Origin of the sequence: Microbispora sp. NBRC 16548 (genome assembly GCF_030268985.1) — a bacterium.
GTDB lineage: Bacteria > Actinomycetota > Actinomycetes > Streptosporangiales > Streptosporangiaceae > Microbispora > Microbispora catharanthi.
Genome location: NZ_BSSF01000004.1, coordinates 401822 through 419291 on the forward strand (window position 1 = coordinate 401822; position 17470 = coordinate 419291).

Genomic DNA, 17470 nt, shown 5'->3' on the forward strand with positions numbered 1-17470 from the left:
GCTATCCGGCCGCCTCTCTTACCGCTTGGTCAAGGAGAGCTAGAGCCTGATCTTCCTTCAGATCAGCTTCCTCTCGCAACCGATACGCCGATCGAACGGTCTCCGCGATCCGCTCCCGATCGGCCCGATTGCACTCGGGAACTGGGATTTGACGACGAAGCTCTTCGTTAATGTCTTGTTGCTTACTGCCAGAACTAGTGGAGCGAAGCATACGGAATGCCGCATCGGATCGCAAGAAGGCGAATAAATAAGCGTTGGGAAACTCTTCCATTCCCGATCTAATCCGAATGAAATCATCGGTATAGGCAAAGCGAGTCCATCTGTGAGTCACAAAGGTAGCTCGGCAGTAAACTTCGGATTCGCCGAGAGTGCCTCTAGCCGCTATTAGTACCGTCTCATCCGGAACGGTAACATCTGCGATGTCTTCAGCTTGCGATATCCACCTGCCGGAGGGCTTGAGCCAGAACCCCTGCCGCTGTCCGACCAGTTTGATACCATGCTTCGAATTGCTATCAATGCGCTTGAAACGCAAGCCTCGACTAAACCGGCCGCCCGCACAGATATCGCCTAGAGTGCGATGGGGAACGGCTCGCACCTCATCGAGAATACGGCGCGCGCGAGGCATATAGTTGAGAGCGCGGAGGCTGGTAGGTGTAAGCCTTGTGACGCTGAAGTCGAGGTCGCGGGGCTGGCCGTGCCAGCAGATGTCGAGGAGTTCCGGGAGGCCGGCGCTCTCGAAGAGGTCACGGGTGGCGTCGGCGACCTTGATCTGGAACCGGTACCGGAGCTCCATTGCCTCCTGGATCAGCACGTCGATCCGCCGCTCGGTCTCGGGCCCAACCCTGGGGATAGGAAGGTCGATGATGTGAGAGGGCTCGATGTGCTTAACGCTAGTCCCATAAATTCCGCCTCTGATGAGGGGTATACCGAAAGGGCTCGCTAAGAACGTGTAGAGGTACCCGGCCGGAATTTTGCTTCGATTAGGAACAACCCGCATCACATCTTGACTGCACGAATATCCACTCATCTCGATTCGCGAGTATGTTACACGCCCCGCATTCATGCCCGAGCACGTAATGAGTGTCCACCCCGGTTGCAATTTCGCCCGCGGGGAATCATAGGCGGACCCCTTTGCTATTAGAGGTGCAAAAGAAAGGTCCGATTCGAAGATGTCGGCGCTACCTAAGAAGGGGATGCCATGTTCACGACTGGTCGTGTAGCTACGCGCTGCTCGCCCAGCATGAAATATATCTTCGGTGATGTCGCCCAAGAGATCAGTTCGGGCAATCCTTTCGAGGAATCTTTTGGCTGCGAACGTTTCCGAGATGTACGGACTCGGGTCGAGGCGGTGGCCCTGCTCAGCGAACCAACTGGCGCGAACGGGGTTGTCAATGTCGACGAGTTTCACTAATTCTCCGAAAACCAGGCGCGGAGCGTATGAGGAACAAAATTGAAGGTCAGACCCTCTGAACGTCGTATCGCGATTCGCTATTTGAGGTAACGGAACCCAGTGCGGGAGACGCTTGGCTTTCATTGACTGCAGCTAGCAGGCGATGGGAGTCGGTACCAGTGCTTACTGCGCCTAAGTGGCGGTGGTCGTACGCCTGGGTTCTGCACATCACCTGGCGATCCCCGGCTCGGGATGCTCCTCGCGGAACCGATGATATGCCTCAGCGATCAAAGGGAGATCGTTGTCGACGACCTCCCGCTTGCGGACGAAGGTGCGGACGACGTCCTTGCCGCCGATCCGGACGCGCTCGCGTTCGGTGTGCTCCTCCACCACGGCCTTACCATTCGGGTGTCGCTTGTAGACCTTGTTGCCGCGTCGGTCGAAGCCGACCTTTTCGGCAACCGCCATGAAGACCGGGTAGTCCTGAGCTGCGCCGCGGTCGGAGGCCATCCGTTCCTTGTCGGTCTTCTTTTTCAGGAAAAGCAGCGTGGTGAGGATGTTGACATTCGCCTCGACGACGAAGGTCTCTACCGGCAGTTCCACACTAGCCAGTACCCAGCAGTGATCGAGAATCCATCGGCGGATTGCCTCGTCGGCTGGGCCGGGATTGGACAGGATTCCATTTGGCAGAACGATCCCGATGCGACCGCCGGGCTTCACCCACTGCACTGCCCTCTGTACGAACAGTTGCTCAGGCGAGACGCCGGTGAGTTTGGTCGTCCCGGGCTGGAGTTCGCCGGTCCCCCTATCCCTTGTCCAGGACTGGGCTACACCGTCTCGGTACTTATCAAGGATGTGCTCTTCCTCGATCTTGATGTCCGTGCCGAACGGTGGGTTGGTCATCAGCACGTCGATGCTGTTCGGCACGGGGATAGTCTTCCTCGCCTCCGCGACGTCCGGGAAGTGCCCGTCCGGGAAGGCGAGCGAGTCCATGTGGTAGACGTTCCCCTCAGCGCCAGTGAAGGTCATGATGCTCATGGTTGTAGCGCGGACGAGTGAGCGGTCGAAGTCCGCCCCAAACAGGCACTCGGCGGCATAGTTTGCGAGGCGAGTCTGATGCTCGATGAGCTGGTCTTCAGTATCCGGCAGTCCCTCGGTGTGCTCCTCGGCCCGCCACTTGTTAAGGATGTGCCGGAGCGTCTCCCGGAGGAATCCGCCGGTTCCGCAGGCGGGGTCCAGGACCTTCTCTCCGGGCTTGGGGTCAAGGATCTTCACGACGAGCTCGACCGCCCCGCTGGGTGTGAAGTACTGCCCTCGGTCGCCGCGGAGATTTGTGCCAACCAGCTCCTGATAGGCAACGCCCTTGACGTCCATGTCCGTACCGGAGAGGTCGTATGGGGCGAGTTCGGCCACGATGAAAGCGAGGGCGCGGGGCGACAGCTCGATCACGTCACTGACGGTGAAGATGGGATATTCCCGCTTCACCTCGTTGAAGAGCTCAGTAATTCGTTTCTCAATTGCCTCACGCCCTCTCTCTGTGGATGCTTCGGAAGGCAACAGATAGAAGCGGGGCGGAACGTGATTCTTCCTGCTGACCCGTTCGTCGTGCATCTTGGCGAACAGTAGATATAGAAACTGCCAGAAGGCGGCGTCCTTGGGCATACCTTCGTTGCCATGGATATAGTTGTGGCAGCGGCGAAAGGCGAGCCGAAGCATCTCCGCCTCGCCCCGGCGGAGTCTGGCGACCGAGGCGACGGTGGCGCTCCCGATCTCCTCGTCAGCCTTGGGCCAGTAGGCGAGTTCGTCGAAACGTGCACCGAACCTGTTTGGTTCCTTATACAGGTAGAAGATGTCCAGTCCGTTGGTCCACATGCCGTACTGCAGCTGGGGAGTGCTCTCGGTACCGAGGAGCGTTTGCAGCTCCTCGATGTCCTTCTTCGCCTGTGCAAAAGTGCGAATCTTAGTGACGGTCCGGCCGACCTTCGGTTCCGGCTTGCAGATGACGATACGCCGCAAGTTCGCCAGCGTGTGCTCGCTACCCGGAGCGAAGATGGCAATGTCTGCCTTCTTGGTGACCTTCCGCCGGCCTTCGACGCTAATCTGGATCGGGAAGTCCCGGGCCATGTCGTCTACAGAAATGCCGTATTCGTGGAAGAGCGCGCGAGCGATGCGCTGCCGAACCGGCTCGCTACCTTTCAGCTTGATGCGGTTGCCAGTGATGTAGTCGATCGTCTCATCGTCAGCCAACGAGTCGACGGTCGAGCCGGCCTCGGGTTCCTCAACTGTGGCCGACGTCTGGTCGTGCACTTCAAAGTCAAATCCGACCTGCTGCAACTCGCTGCCGCCCTCACCCTTATTGCTCGCGGCGCCGTGCTTACAGAGGCGACCGCAGTTCCACAGGCACGCATCCTATGGTTCTTCTGGCGTGGGCGCTTCGCGATCTGGGACACGCGGGGAGGTTGCAGATCGGCGCGGACTATGGCCGCCAGCGCAGGCGTGCGTTCTCGGGTACGAGTCGACCGGCTGACAGCGCCCTCAGAGTGTGGTCGTGGGTACTGTCCGCCAGCGTTGGTGAAGTTCTTGCTCGCAGCGTTGCCGCAGTTAGCAGGCGTACTCATCCGTTCCAGTGGTCAGCCAGGGCTCATCTTGGCCGCGTGGCCGGAGTCGGGGGTGCGTCCCGGGGGTGGACGATTCTCCGGCCACGCGGCGGTCTATGCGCCGCTCTGCTCCAGAGCGGCGATTCGGTGTGCGAGGTCGTGCGCAGACGAGGCGGAAATCAGAAGTGGCTTGGGCATCCGGGGCATGGCCCACCACTGACGCGTCTGGTTGCCGAACCAGCAGACCCAGGCGTCGAACTTGGTGCCCAGCTCAACGAGGGCGCGAGCGGGCTCGACCTCCGGCGACAACCGAGCGACGGACTGCTGCTCTGGCCAGCGGAACTCGGCCCACACGGTCCGGCCTCGCGCGTCCCCGTCGACACCCATCTGCTCGCTGAGAGCCGCCACGATCGCGAGGCCACGACCGCCCTCAAGGAGGTTCTCGGTTTCGGCAATGCGGATGGCCGGCTGCGTCGCGGCTCCTGCGTCCGCGACGGCGATGCGCAGTGCGTTGGTGCTGCGCTGCACGTGGACAACGAAGGTGCCGCCGTTTCCGGAACGGGTGTGCATGATGGCGTTCGAGGCCAGTTCGGCCACACAGGTGATGACGGCGTCGCGATCGGGGCAGTCTGCCACCAGGCCGCCGACATACCGGCGTACCTCCTGGAGTTGGCGCGCCTCGCCGCGAAAGGCGCGCTGGCACCAGCCAGGGGTCATTGCTGTCTCCTCGGAATGAAGGGCCAACCGCAGTCCCGCTCGGTTGCCGAGGCCCAAGGAAATCTCATCTGCGGCGCCCTGACCAGGCATTTCGCGTCCGCTGCAGGTTCAGAAAGTTCGCCGTGTTCATCGGTGAACATGGCAGTGATTGGGTGATTGCAGCCTGTTATCCTGCGGGCCCCGTTGTCCTCCTCATCAGGAAGGGAAGGACGAAATGATTGGACTTGCGCGCCTGTACGTAGAGGCCGGCTTCGGCAAGCACGAGAGCTTCGCCGCGGCGGTTAACTCACATCCGCTCGCCCGGGAGTCCGGGGTGAGCGTGAGCCGGGTGAGCATCGGGCGCTACCTGTCCGCGACGACCGTGCCGGACCTGGCGGTGGCCCGCGTCATCGTGGCCGTGCTCGCCGCTCGCTTGGGCCGGCCGCTCACGCTGAACGACGTGTGGCCGGTGACCTTCGCCCCGGCGGTCTCCGATCTCGCTTTGCGGTACGAGCGATCCCTGCCCATCACCGTCGAATGCGTCGCCGAGCTGCTGGCGTGCGAGGTGGACCATGCACGTGCTCGGGCCTTGGCCGCGTTGGACTTCGCCCCACCCGCTGTTGCCGAGACCATCACCGGCTGGCGGTACGGTCTGGTCGACTCGGTAACCGGCAGGCAGACGGAAAGCCGGGATGTGACGCACCGCCAGGTCGCCCAGATCCGAGAGACGTGCGCATGGTTCTCCGGGCTCGACCACGCCCGAGGCGGCGGACTGGTGCGCAGCGCGGTGACAACCTACCTGCACGATCACGTGGCTCCTCTGCTGCGCGGCAGCTACACCGATGCCGTGGGCCGCTGCCTGTTCGCTGTATCGGCCGAGATGCTCCAGCTTGCGGGATGGATGGCCTACGACCTCGAACGGCACGGCCTGGCCCAGCGCTACTACATCCAGGCATTGCGTCTGGCGAAGGCCTCCGGCACCGAGTCTCGCGGCTTCGACGCCTTCGTGCTGGTACGACTCAGCCAGCAGGCACTCAACCGCGACCACGCCGACGAGGCCCTCTACCTCGCTCGTGCCGCCCACGACGACATCGCCCTGTCCGCCACGACGCCGGCCATACGCGCACTCGCCTACGCCGCAGAGGCTCGGGCGTGCGCTCGGCTGTACGAGAAAGGCGACGCCCACGCGGCCATGGCCTGCCGTCAGGCCCTCCTCGCCGCCGAACGTGAACTCGACGCCGGCGATCTCGACGGTGAGCCTGCCTGGATCGGCTACTTCGACCCGCCCGAACTCGCGGCGGAAGTAGCACACTCGCTGGTCGTGATCGGCGAAATCACCGCCGCGCTGCCCCACCTCGATGCAGCACTCACCGGCAAGAGCACCGACCGCGCCCGCGACAGGCTGTTCTGCCAGCTCAACCTGGCTGCAGCCCATCTCAAGACCGGCGACCTCGACGCCGCCTTGGCCGTCGCGGAGCAGGCTCTCCCCACTGCCGGAACCATTGCCTCCACCCGGGTCCGAAGCCGGTTTCGGAGCTTCCGCCGATCGCTACCGGCCAAGGAGCCTCGCGTTGTCGCGTTCAATGAACGCGTGCATGATGAATTGGCCGGAGTTGCGTAGAGCTCCGGGGATCAGACGACAAAGTGCCGTCTGGTGAGCCGGGCAACACGGGGAGCGCCAACTCTCACGATGAGTACGCAGCCGGTCGACGCCCCCTACAGGACAGCCCTGATAGGCGCTTGTCGACAGGCCGGGCTTGACTGTGACGGTGCTCGGCTGCTGCGCGTTCACGCCAACGCGATCTACCACTTGCCCCGGGAGAACGCCGTCGCGCGCGTCCGCAACGCCTCGGCGCTAGAACGCATGCGCATCGCCGTCCAAACCGCCGCCTGGCTCGCCGAGGAGGGCTTTCCCACGCTAAGGCCGCTCGACGTGACCCAGCCCGTGATCGTCGGCGCCCACTTGGCGACCTTCTGGGAGTACCTGCCGCCCCTCGACAGACGGCCGGCCGACGTCACACACCTCGCCGGCCTCCTGCGCGTGCTGCACCGTCATCCGCTGCCTCCGTTGCCGCTTCCCTCTATTCGCCCTGTGGGGAGCACCGCAGCCGAGGCGAGGGCGTCCACCGTCCTGTCTGAGAGCGAGCGGGACTGGCTGGTCGCGCGTTGCGTGGAGTTGGAGGAGGGCTTCGCGCGGCTCGCGGCCACGCTGCCATGGGGAGTCGTGCACGGCGATGCCCATACAAACAACCTGCTCCCTCATCACGAAGGCGGCTGGGTGCTCATCGACTGGGACTCCGTCGGCGTCGGCCCGCCCGCATACGACTTCATGCCCATCTACCTGCGCCCCCGCCGCTTCGGCTACCCGCACTCCTTATGGCACGACTTCTGTACGGCCTACGGAACCGAACCAGTGGAGGACGGCGACCTGAACCTGCTGGCACAGATTCGCGAGGTTCGTAGCCTGAGCGCCTTCATCCGCGGCGCCGAACACAACCCCGCCGCCCGCGCTGAACTCTTCAACCGACTGTCCTCCCTCATGACAGGAGACAGCACGCGCAGGTGGAAGGCCCTCTGATCCTGCGCGACCGACAGCGAACCCTAAGCCCGTGGGGTCTGAAGCCTGACCGGCGGCTTCGGAGCGGTATTCATCCGGTCCAGAAGGGCTTGGGTTTCGGAGGAGCACGCCACCCCGAGGGCATCGAGGCGGGCCTTCAGATGGCGAGCGCGCATGCGGGCTTCGTCAGCGCGGCCGAGGTCGATCAGGAGCCGGATGGCCGACCTGGCTGCGCTCTCCATGTCCGGGTCGAGAGCGCACGCCTGGTCGTAAACCTCCAACGCGCGCTCGTTCCGCCCTGCGCGTTCGTGGAGCACTCCGAGCTGAAGGAGGGCCTTCACACTGGCCACGGTCAGCGGCCAGCGGTGGTCCTGATCGAGCCAGTCGTACTTGAGGCCCTGGCACAGGCGTCCCCGGCACAGGCTCGCTACCGCTTCCAGCGCGGCTGTCTTGGCCTCGTCGTCCGCGGCGGTACGCGTGTCCGCGAGCGCGCGGTGGAAGGCCCACAGGTCCACGTCGACGCGCTGCGCCTCGATGCGGTACGTCTTGCCGCTTCGTTCGACGAAACTGGCTTCCTTCTCGCCCAGGCCGGAGGCTCCGCGCAGCGCGGCGCGCAGGTCCTTGAGGGCGGCATGGAACCGGTACCCGGCCAGCGTTTCCTCCAGATCCGGCCAGAGATGCTCGCAGATCTCCTCGCGATCCAGACCCTTTGGGTGGACGGCCAGGAGGACGAACAGCTCCAGAGCTTTGGCGCGGCCGGAGATATCCACCGGCGTGCCGTTCACCTCGATGACCGGTGCGCCAAGGATGGCGAACCGGACCGGTTGGGCTGCGGTGCTGGGCGGCGGGACCTCGAGTTCTGTCGGCTTCTCGGTTGGCTCGGCCGGCATGCCGTTCCCGGCGGCGAGTGTGTGAAGCACTGTCTCCGCCGCATTGGCCGGCATGTGGAACAGCGTGACGTCGCGGAGTTCCTTCGCCAGAGTGCCGGTCGCCTCGGCTACTCGGTAGTCCTGGTCGATCTCGCAGGTGGTTCCGGACGACGATCGCCCTATCAGGACGGACCCGACGCCGAAGGTGGACCCCAAGCTCATGAGGGTGTCCAGGTACGCGTGGCCGTCCGCAGCGCAGGCGGTCAACAGCAGCGCGGGCAGCGGCTCGCCGGGCTCGGCCTCGCGGAGCTGAGGGATGTCGTCGGTGTCGTGGTCGCGGAGTATGCGGCGGCGGGCGACGAACTGTTCCTCCAGGTGGTCGATGGCCTCGTCCAGAGTGGCGACCAGCCGGAGGCCCGGCAGGTGGCCGGTCAGCGTGGTGATGGTCTCGCCGAACCACCGTACGGCGTCCTGAGAGGGGATGACGATCTCGGCGCGGTGCTGGTCGGCCTGGGCGAGGAGGTCGAGCACGATCGCTCGTACGCAGTCTTCGGCTCCCGGACCAGTCAACGCCAGGTTCAGCCCGGACAGATCAAGGGAGACGGGCTCCTCGCCGCGGATCCCGGCTTTGAGCATGAGCGGTGGGTCAATGGAGAACGCGAAGGTAACCAGTTCGAAGTCCTCCGGCGGACCATCTTCCGATTCGGCGAAGCTGCGGCGGTGTGACTGCTCTAGCGCTCGTACGGCGGGCGCCTGCGGTTCGGGAGCAGGCACACTGAGCGGCTCGTCGACGGTAGGAACCCGGAGGCGTCGCCGATACCGAAGCCGGGCGGAGGCGAGCGCGACGGCCACGCCGGCGGCGAAGGAGATCGCCATAATCCCGCCTTCGGGCAGCACAACCACGCTGGAGCAGACGGCCGATCTCCTTGGCTGCGGCGAGAAGTCCGCCGTGGGACGAGGTGAGGTGTCATCGTGGTGAGTGGGTTGCCGCGTTGCCGATGAAGTCGTGGGAAGAGGCGAAGGGGCTCGGTGGCGGGTCGGATCGGCCTTCCTGGTGTCCTGCTCGCGTTCGGGTAGGACGAGGTGCCAACCGGATTCCAGCACGTCAGGATCGGTCAGCCGGGCGCCGTCCGGCTGCGGGCGATCTCTGTTCAGCCTGAAGATCTCTTTGTATCGCTTGCCGTCGCCGAGGTGCTGTTCGGCGATCTCCCACAGACTCTCGCCCGGCCTGACGGTATGGGTGCGTTGGGATGAGCGGGGTTCCTTCCTGGCGGCGTCGCCGGGTAGACGTAGGGTCCATCCGGGTCTCAGCCAGTCCCCTCGGGTGAAGGTCTGCCCGTCGTCCATGGTGCGTCCCTGGTTCAGCGTGACGATCTCCCGGTAGCGCATCGGGTCTCCGAGCTGCTTGTCGGCGATCGTCCAGAGGGTGTCTCTCGGCTGGACCACATAGGTCGCGTACGGCTTGGCCTGCTCAGACGTCTTCGGCTCGGCCGACGTCAGGTGGTGCGAGGGCAAGGCCACTGGTGTGACTGCCACCGCTGCCGCCGGGATGGTTCCGCGGGATGCGGCAACCGGAGCTGTGGTCGCCACGGTGATCGTGGTGATCAGGTAGGCCGCCAGCCGCTGGAACGGCATGCGCACCCTTCCGCGCCTGGCGCGGGCCGTTGCCACCAACTCGGCGATCACTGCACCGGCGAACAAGACCCAGCATGTCCATACGGTCGCGAGCAGGAGCGTCTTGATCACGACGGGTTCGGCGGGTGTGGCCAGGTCGTCGAGAGTTGGAAGGTCCACCGGCCAGAAGAAAGTCAGCAGGATGGAGGGGATTCCGGCGAGCAGTCCAGTGAGCACCGCGACCGCCGCCGCCTTGGCGAGGATGGGGTGACGCAGCCCGTACATCGTCATGATCTTCCTTGCTCGATGCCCTGGAACATGCGCGCTGAGGCGCTGGCTGTGGCGGTCACGCTGCCGATGCCGATCAGGGAGATCAGCACGGTCGGCCGGGAGACCGTGACGGTCACCTGGACCGTGCGGTTGCCGGATAGGGAGGCGTTGCCCGAGTGCCCGCTGGAGGACAGGTAGGCCCGGGCGGCGGCCAACGCCTTGGAGGTGTCGATCTCGAATCGGCCGCCGGCGTAGGCGTGGTCGATGTCCACCTGCCCGGCTCCGGCGCGGGCGGCCTCCTCGGCCACGGCGTACGCCTCGCGGTATGCCTGGATCTTGGCTCCGCCGTCCACGACGAGTCCGGCGCAGATCAGCAGCGCCAGGCCGAGCACCGCGGTGAACGCGGTGACGGAGCCTCGCTCCTCGGTCCGGGTCACGGCTGTCCGCTCCTTGCGCGGTGCGGGTCGATCGGGCTGCTGAAGCTGCTGGTCAGGCGCTTGGATCCGGGAACTCCGGGCACAGCGAGGTCGGCCAAGTCCACGTCACAAGTGACACGAGCGACCACGACGGCAGGCCTCCCCAGCAGAGTGGAGAACCCTGTCGTGTCGACGGTCACCGACGGCGAGCACGCCAGTCCTTCACGGTCGAGCGCCGCCCGCGCACTGGACAGGGCGGCCGATCGTGCCGCGGCTGGATCGCGGGCGATGGAAGCCTGCCGGGCCGCGTCCCGCGCCGCGGCGTCGATGGCACCATGGGCGAGCGTGACGCGGCCCAGTCCGACCACCATCAGCAGCACAGCAACCAGAGCGGGCGCGATGATCGCCGTCTCCAAGGCCATCGAGCCGCGCTCACGCAGGTCCGTCATTCGGATGTCCACTTCTCCACCGGGGCCCGGGCGACCTGCTCGACATCGAGGGGCAACAGCGGAATCAGGCTGATCGCCTGGCCGCTGACCGCCACGCTGAGGCTGTCCGCGGTGCGCTCGACGCTGACCTTCGCGGAGGTGAGGAACGACCCGCCGACCTGCTGTATGAAGCGTTCGGCTGTCGCTTGCCCAGCGGAAAGACTGGAGCCGTACGCGCGCCCGGCTCGCAGTCCTTCCTGAGCCGCCGCCAAGGCGAGGTTCCGGGCGTGAAACCACAACGCGGCGTTGATTGCGAGCAGGACCAGCAGGAGGAGCGCGGGATAGACCAACGCGGCCTCCAGCGTCGCCGAGCCTCGCTCACGCCCGTTCATTTGATCTTGGCGAGCTGTTCGTTGACGACGGACGTGATTTTCGCGCCCACGGCGATGGCCAGCAGAAACACCACGGCTGCGATGATCACCCATTCGACCGTCGAACCACCGCGTTCAGGGTTCGCGCCGCGCCGCTGCGCGTACCGATTGATAACCAGCGACATCCGCTCCAGCTGTACGGCCAGCGCGAGCATGGCTCTGTAGATCATCGGTGGGTACCTCCGAAAGGGTCAGCCGCCGGTCATCCGCGCGAAGGCGGGATAGCCGAGCAGCAGCAGGAACCCGAGGACCGACAGGGCCATCGGGACGGTCATGGTCTCGGTACGGGATTTGGCCTTGGACACCTCGGCCGACAGTTCGACCTCGCGCAGGGATTGGGCCTTGGCCATGAGAGTGTCGAGGATGCCGGCGCCGTGAGTTCCGGCGAGCCGGGCGATGGCGGCCAGGTCGGCGAGCTCGGGAACGCGGATCTCCTCGGACAGCCGGGTGAGCTCGTCCCATGCGCTCGCGGTGGCCCGCCGTGCGGGGTCCAGCGCGAGACACAACCGCTGGAAGGTCCACCCTCCGCCGACCTTGGCGGCCGACTCCAGCGCCTCAGCCGGCCCCGATCCTGCCGCGCGAGCAAGCGCCACCAGATCCAGGTAGGCCACGATGGCCTGCCGGAATGCCGCCCGCGCCTCGGCGGCCTGGCTGCGTATCGAGGCGTCGGGGGCGAAGAACGCGGCGACAGCGAAGGCCAGGCATGCTCCCCATGAGACCGGCCAGGGAAGGGCGACGCCGAGCAGTGCGCACCACGCCCAGAAGACGACTGGACCAGCCGCCCCGAGCCCGATCATCACGCTCTTCTGAGTGAGGTAGTCATCGGCCGTCCTGCCGAGCACCGCCAAATCCGCCTGCGGGATGCGCGCGCCGATTACTGTTCCGGACAGTTTCCGCGCCATGCGCGACCGCCAGTCCCCATCCGGCTCGCTGCGGCTCCCACCCGGCCTGAGCCGTTCCATCGCCGGTGCGAGCGCGGGCGGAGCGGGGAAGACCGCCAGGATGGCGAGGGCTCCGCCGAGGCCGATCAATGCCCCGCAGGTCAGAACCAGCGCTATCACGATGGATCACCTGCGGGGTTGAGGAAGCGATGTCCCTTCGGCGCCCTGGTCAGGCGGTGCAGCCACATGAAGGCACCCGCGTACAGCGCGATCACGATGCCGAGAACAAGCTGGCCGCCCACCGTTCCGAACGGGGCGACATAGGCCCGGTTGACCAGCGCGAAGGTGGTGTATCCGAGCAGCGCGCCGATGACCCATCGGGCGGTCGTGCGATGGGTGGCGCGCTCGGCGTCGATTTCCCGCCGTGCGGCCACGTTCTTGGCCACCGTACGGGCAAGCCCCTGGAGTACCTCTCGCAGTCCCTTGCCGCGGGCGCGGCAGGCCAGGATCAGCGCTGCGGCGATCATATCCCCGGTGGGGTCGTTCAGGTCATCGGCGAACGCTCGCAAGGCCTGCTCGGTCGGGGTGCGATAGGCGAGCCGCCGCGCGAGCGCCCGCACTTCGGCTGCGATCGCCGACGGCGGGTTGTCCGCGCTGGACTGCAACGCCTCCTCAATGCCCGCACTGCCGCCCAGGACGTCGGCCAGATGGCGCGTCCACGTCTGAAGCGCCTCCAGGCGCTCGATCCGCCGCCCGCTGTCGCGAGCGCTGAGCATCCGCGGCAGCGTCACAGCGCCCGCGGCAGCCCCGAGGGCGGCGATCGGCCAGCCCGTCAGCCACCACGTCAGCACGAGAACTCCCGCAGCCACGGTCGCGGGAAGCGCCGGTATCCGTGGCAGCCGCCGTGCCGGGCGTGGAGGCCGTACCGGGGCTCGGCGCACTCCCACGATGGCGAGCAGAGGTCCCGCGACGAGCGCCGCGCCGGCCAGCGCGGCGAGCCAGCCGGTCATCCGTACCCTCGATCCCAGGCACGAGGCGCGAACAGGTCCGGGTCGAACCCCGCCGCCACCAGTTCCTCCATGCACTGCGGGATCGTGTTCGGTACGGCGCGCCCGTCCGGCCCCGGGACATAGACGTGGTTGACCGCCGGTTCCAGTCCGTCTCCTGGCGGCAGCACCTCGTTCACCTCGGCGACGTAGCGGCGGTTGACCAAGCCGTCGATGTCGTGGCGGAGTTCGTGCCGCAGGTGTACGACGAAGTCCACGGCCATGCCGATCGTGCGGAACAGCGTGTCCGGCGCGATGGAAAGGCCGCCGGAGCCGGCGAGGATCAGCATCCGGGCGAACACCTGGTCGGCCGAGTCCGCGTGCATGGTGCAGATGGAGCCGGAGCCGCCGGTGTTCATCGCCTCCAGCATCGGCACCAGCTCGTCGCCACGGACCTCGCCGACGATGATCCGGCGCGCGTTGAACCGAAGCGCGTCCTCGATGAGCTGGCGCATCGTGATCGCGCCTAGTCCTTCGGTGTTGCCCTCCCGGGCCTCCATCGCGAGCACGTCTCGGTGCCGGTCGGTCTGCAGGTGAAGGAAGAGCTCGTACTCCTTCTCCACGGTGGCGATCCGCTCATACGCGTCGATCTCGGCGGCCAGTGCCCGGGCGAAGGTGGTCTTGCCGTCGCCCATCCCACCCGTGATCACGATGTCCTTGTGGGCGCGTACGGCGGCGGCGAGGAACGCGCGAAGCCCCTTGTCCACGGTGCCGTTCACCATCAGGTCGTCCAGGTCGGCCTCGAGCAGGCCGTGTCTGCGGATGGACAGGCACGGCCGTGGCGTGACTCCCATCAGCGCGGCGATGCGGGTCCGGTGGCCGACGGACAGGTGAAGACGCGGCCGGGCGATCGAGAAATCCCGGGCGGTCTGTCCCTGGTAGGCGGCCCACCGGCGGACGTTGCCCACCAGCTCCTCATCACTGTCGGCGATCGGTGGTCCGAGCGCCTTGCGACCGTCCCGGTAGGTGATCCACACCTGGTCACAGCCGTTGACGTCGATGTTCTCCACCTCGGGGTCGTCGACGAACGGCTGCAGACGTCCCAGCGCGAAGATCTCGTTGTAGACCGCTTCCGCGAGCCGGCGCTCCTCCTGCAGCGACGGAGTATCCCTGCCAGCCAGCGCCCTGCTGTCCACATGCTCGCGGACCAGGTCGGTGATGACCGCTCTCGCGTACTCGCGTACGGCCTCGTCCCCGGTGACCGCTGCGGCATCAAGCGCTTGCGTGACCGTGGGCAGGACCTCGCGCACCGCCTGCTGGACGTCGAAGCTCACGAGACTGTCACCTCGGTACGTGCCGGTTCCTCGCAGAGGTGATCGGCCAGCGAACGAGCGGCCCGAATCAGTGGAGAACGGGGGAGGTACCGCTCGTTGCCGATGCCATGCGACAACACCGTGGCGGCCCGCGGATCGTGGGGAAGGTGGTCGACCACCTCCACGCGGAGCGTCTTCGCCACCTCCTTGCGGCCGTACGGCCCGGTCCCGGCGAGCAGAACCCGCGGACCGGACCGACGACCGCGCAGGGCTTTGATCTCAGTGAGGCGGGGAGCCAGTGCGGACAGGTCCACGAGCGTGGGACGTGCGACCACGAGCACCTGGTCCGCGTCGGCGAGCAGCGGAGTAGGCGTGTCCGAGCCGCCGACGCGTCCGACGTCGGCGATCACATCCCGGGGCGTCGTGGTAAAGGTCTTGGTGATGTCCACCCAGAGCTGCCGGACCGAGGCCACCTGAGCAGGGTCGGCGAGGCCTGGCAGGATTTGGCGGGACTCGGCACCAGCCAGATGCAGGATCTGCTCGTGAAGAGTGGTGGCGGGGTCGGCGCCGCGGCGGAGTTGGACCGCCCACTCGCCCAGGCCGCGTTCCTGTGGCTGGCCGACGAGGTATCCGGACAGGACGCTGCCACCGGCAGGATCGCACTCGGCGAACAGAACCTCACGCGGCCAGGCCAGCGTGAGAGCGAGTCCGGTCGTCGTGACGCCCGGACTGTGGCCGCTCGAGCACAAGACGGTCAGCATCTATGTTCACCTCGCCCGCGACTGGAGGATGAGCGCGATCTTCCCGTCCGCGGCCTGACGCGCCAGCGCACTGCCCTCGCCGGCCGGGACGACGAGGTCGACCACGATGAGCCCGTCAGCGTCGGGCTCGCCGACGCGGTCGACCCGAGCCTGGTGGTCGGCCGGGGCGCCCTGCCCGTTCGAGATGGCGGGCGCCACGGCGGCGGCTACGACGCGATCACCGGGCTGGATTCCCCTGGCAGGCAGTTGGCTGGGCTTGAGCGCCACCGGCACGACGACCTGTCCCGATGCCGGAACGAGTGTCCCGGTCAGGTGCGCGGGTGCCAGCAGGCTGCCGGCCTTCAGGTCCACAGCGGCGCGTCTGCCGATGACCGCGCTCTTGTCCGTGGCCTCCACGGCCCGTACTCCTGAGTCCAGGCCGAGCGCGACCGTCCGAAGGTCCTGTGCTTGCAACTGCTGGCCGATGGGAACGTCGCGCGCCATGACGAGAACCGGCGTTCGGTGCCCGGCGATGCCGTACACCTGCCAGGCGATCAACGCACCGAGAGCGGTCAGCGCGATGCTCACCACGAGCATCACCGGGCTGCGCCTGCTCGGTAGCGGGCGCACCTGTGTGGCCCGGCCCGCTTCTCTGCTCGGCATGGAGCGCTGGAGCATAGGGCTATCCCTTCGTGACGAGCGCCTGGGCTTCGATGACGCGGATCGGGAAGGTGACCGACTTCGTGATGGGCGGCAGCGTGCCGCCTGTGCCACCCGAGCCGCGCCAGGTGCCGCTCCAGGTCACTGACACGGTCACCCGGTAGGCGCTTGCCGGGTGCTGGTAGGCGTGCGAACAGGTGGAGCTCTGCTGGTCGGCAGGCCGAGTGGTGTCGTACGCGGTTCCGGGCCCGTCGCAGGTGAGCGTCTGGCCGTCGCCGGTACTAATGGTCATCCGCTCGGGAGTGGCAGTGGCCGCGGCCCAAACCGTGCCGATGTGCAGCCTCTTGGACTTCGGCGCCCACTGCCCGTCGGCTAGGAAGAACCACTGCGGGAGCCCGACCAGCCCGTCCTTGCCACGTGGCGGAGCCGTGAGCACCGTCGGCGGCGCGATCGGGATCAGTTTGTACGCTCGACGAGCGAGCTGCTCCGGGGTGACCTCATCGCGCCGCTTCTTCAGCCAGACGACGTCTCGGTAGCCATCGGAGCACTCGACCAGGTAGTAGGCGCCCTTGCCGGTCGGCTCGCTGCTCAGGTTGCTGCCGGGATCGACGAACTCCAGTCCACCGTTCTCCCGCCCGTCAGCGAACCACGGCTGGTAAGTACATCTGACCTTCGATCCCTTGCCAGTCGGAGTCGCTGACCCGGGACGGGGCAGGCGCTTGGCCGAAATGATGTAGCCCGTGTAGTCGCTCGACACGCCGACGCCATCTCCGTCCCCGTCTCCGAGTGGGACAATGGCAAGTCCGGCGACAAGGACATAAGTCATGCCGTAGGCGAACAAGGCTCTTTCACCTGCTCTACCTTCGACACTCGCCAGGCGCCATCCGTCCCCTTCGCGAGGGTGGCGACAAGATGAATGCGACTCGTTCCATGCGTGAGGCGTTTGCCTGTCCGATCGTCTGCCTGACCGCCTTTCCGGGCGTCTTGGCAGTCGTGGAGGGTGGCGCGATCTCTCTCGATCCGTACGGCGAACGGGTGATGTTCAGGATTTCCCCATGTCACCCGGTGAGTGGCGCGGAGCGCGGCGATTCCTCGCAACATCCGGCTCAGAAGAGGCTGGGTGGCCACACGTTCAAGGATCGCCTTGCGCTCTGCTGGGTAAGCCCGCTCGGCGCGTTGGCCGGCGGGGTAGAGGTCGCGGTATACGGCAAGAACGGCATCCTCGCCCGTGGTGGCCGAGGGCGTGGGCGTGGGCGGCGTGGTGGTACGGGTTGGTTCTGGAGCGGTGCCGCCGGACTGGCAGGCGGCCAGGGCGCTTGCCGTGACGACGAACATCGCCACCAAGGGCAAGGCTCGTTTTGGGCATCGCGAAACAACCCTCACCGGCCAGCACCTTCACCGTAGAAATTGGTCCACTACAAGCAGTCGCCAGATTAGAGTAGTGGCCAAAGTGCGGCGCCTAACGGTCTGGTCATTCAATCATTACCAGCGATTTATCAAGACGGCTAAACCCTTATGGCGGTTACCTTCTTGCGGTGCGAGAGTTGAGCCCAAATCGTCGAAAACTAAGTAATTCCCGCCTAATGGGTGCTTGTTCTGTATAGCCCCCTAAATGGGATCAG

Annotated in this window: 17 protein-coding genes; 2 read left to right on the forward strand and 15 right to left on the reverse strand. The window is 66.0% G+C overall.

Annotation, left to right across the window (positions count from 1 at the left end; genetic code table 11):
- Position 1: 1 nt before the first annotated feature.
- The 3 genes from mads5 to QSK36_RS12990 form a co-directional block, all read right to left on the reverse strand.
- Positions 2 to 1408, reverse strand: a complete 1407-nt coding sequence (gene mads5 / locus QSK36_RS12980; RefSeq protein WP_285782558.1) for a methylation-associated defense system restriction endonuclease subunit S MAD5 — start codon at positions 1406 to 1408, stop codon at positions 2 to 4.
- A 210-nt stretch (positions 1409 to 1618) separates the two neighbouring features.
- Entirely contained in the window at positions 1619 to 3697 is a 2079-nt protein-coding gene (gene mads2 / locus QSK36_RS12985) for a methylation-associated defense system DNA methyltransferase MAD2 (protein ID WP_285782559.1), read from the reverse strand.
- A gap of 404 nt (positions 3698 to 4101) precedes the next feature.
- On the reverse strand, positions 4102 to 4704 hold the full coding sequence (locus QSK36_RS12990; protein WP_285782560.1) for an ATP-binding protein: 603 nt from the start codon (positions 4702 to 4704) through the stop codon (positions 4102 to 4104).
- Between the two features lie 214 nt (positions 4705 to 4918).
- Here QSK36_RS12990 and QSK36_RS12995 point away from each other — a divergent pair, with 214 nt between their 5' ends.
- A complete protein-coding gene (locus QSK36_RS12995) occupies positions 4919 to 6304 on the forward strand; it encodes an NsdA family TPR-like regulatory protein (RefSeq protein ID WP_285782561.1) in 1386 nt (461 codons plus the stop codon).
- 69 nt (positions 6305 to 6373) lie between these two features.
- Positions 6374 to 7261 (forward strand): phosphotransferase, encoded by an 888-nt coding sequence (locus QSK36_RS13000; protein ID WP_285782562.1) that lies wholly within the window; start codon positions 6374 to 6376, stop codon positions 7259 to 7261.
- 23 nt (positions 7262 to 7284) lie between these two features.
- Here the strand turns inward: QSK36_RS13000 and QSK36_RS13005 are convergent, their stop codons facing one another.
- The 12 genes from QSK36_RS13005 to QSK36_RS13060 form a co-directional block, all read right to left on the reverse strand.
- Positions 7285 to 10014, reverse strand: a complete 2730-nt coding sequence (locus QSK36_RS13005) for an AfsR/SARP family transcriptional regulator (protein ID WP_285782563.1) — start codon at positions 10012 to 10014, stop codon at positions 7285 to 7287.
- On the reverse strand, positions 10011 to 10430 hold the full coding sequence (locus QSK36_RS13010) for a pilus assembly protein TadG-related protein (protein WP_285782564.1): 420 nt from the start codon (positions 10428 to 10430) through the stop codon (positions 10011 to 10013). Before QSK36_RS13010 ends, QSK36_RS13005 begins: the two co-directional genes overlap by 4 nt.
- On the reverse strand, positions 10427 to 10858 hold the full coding sequence (locus tag QSK36_RS13015; RefSeq protein WP_285782565.1) for a TadE/TadG family type IV pilus assembly protein: 432 nt from the start codon (positions 10856 to 10858) through the stop codon (positions 10427 to 10429). The genes QSK36_RS13010 and QSK36_RS13015 overlap by 4 nt, the downstream gene beginning before the upstream one ends.
- Positions 10855 to 11229, reverse strand: a complete 375-nt coding sequence (locus QSK36_RS13020) for a TadE/TadG family type IV pilus assembly protein (RefSeq protein WP_285782566.1) — start codon at positions 11227 to 11229, stop codon at positions 10855 to 10857. Before QSK36_RS13020 ends, QSK36_RS13015 begins: the two co-directional genes overlap by 4 nt.
- Positions 11226 to 11438 (reverse strand): hypothetical protein, encoded by a 213-nt coding sequence (locus tag QSK36_RS13025; protein WP_161627956.1) that lies wholly within the window; start codon positions 11436 to 11438, stop codon positions 11226 to 11228. The genes QSK36_RS13020 and QSK36_RS13025 overlap by 4 nt, the downstream gene beginning before the upstream one ends.
- A gap of 21 nt (positions 11439 to 11459) precedes the next feature.
- Positions 11460 to 12329: a type II secretion system F family protein gene (locus tag QSK36_RS13030; protein WP_285782567.1), complete on the reverse strand. Its 870-nt coding sequence runs from the start codon at positions 12327 to 12329 to the stop codon at positions 11460 to 11462.
- Complete coding sequence (locus tag QSK36_RS13035) at positions 12326 to 13000, reverse strand: type II secretion system F family protein (RefSeq protein ID WP_285782568.1); 675 nt, start codon at positions 12998 to 13000, stop codon at positions 12326 to 12328. Before QSK36_RS13035 ends, QSK36_RS13030 begins: the two co-directional genes overlap by 4 nt.
- 155 nt (positions 13001 to 13155) lie before the next feature.
- Complete coding sequence (locus QSK36_RS13040) at positions 13156 to 14469, reverse strand: TadA family conjugal transfer-associated ATPase (RefSeq protein ID WP_285782569.1); 1314 nt, start codon at positions 14467 to 14469, stop codon at positions 13156 to 13158.
- Positions 14466 to 15209 (reverse strand): CpaE/TadZ family protein, encoded by a 744-nt coding sequence (locus QSK36_RS13045; RefSeq protein WP_285782570.1) that lies wholly within the window; start codon positions 15207 to 15209, stop codon positions 14466 to 14468. The genes QSK36_RS13040 and QSK36_RS13045 overlap by 4 nt, the downstream gene beginning before the upstream one ends.
- 6 nt (positions 15210 to 15215) lie before the next feature.
- Positions 15216 to 15851, reverse strand: a complete 636-nt coding sequence (locus QSK36_RS13050; RefSeq protein ID WP_285782571.1) for an SAF domain-containing protein — start codon at positions 15849 to 15851, stop codon at positions 15216 to 15218.
- 19 nt (positions 15852 to 15870) lie between these two features.
- Positions 15871 to 16605 carry a hypothetical protein gene (locus QSK36_RS13055; RefSeq protein WP_285782572.1) on the reverse strand — a complete coding sequence of 245 codons (735 nt, stop codon included), beginning with the start codon at positions 16603 to 16605 and terminating at the stop codon, positions 15871 to 15873.
- A gap of 65 nt (positions 16606 to 16670) precedes the next feature.
- Positions 16671 to 17189, reverse strand: coding sequence for a hypothetical protein (locus QSK36_RS13060; protein ID WP_285782573.1), 519 nt, complete (start codon positions 17187 to 17189; stop codon positions 16671 to 16673).
- Positions 17190 to 17470: the final 281 nt, after the last annotated feature.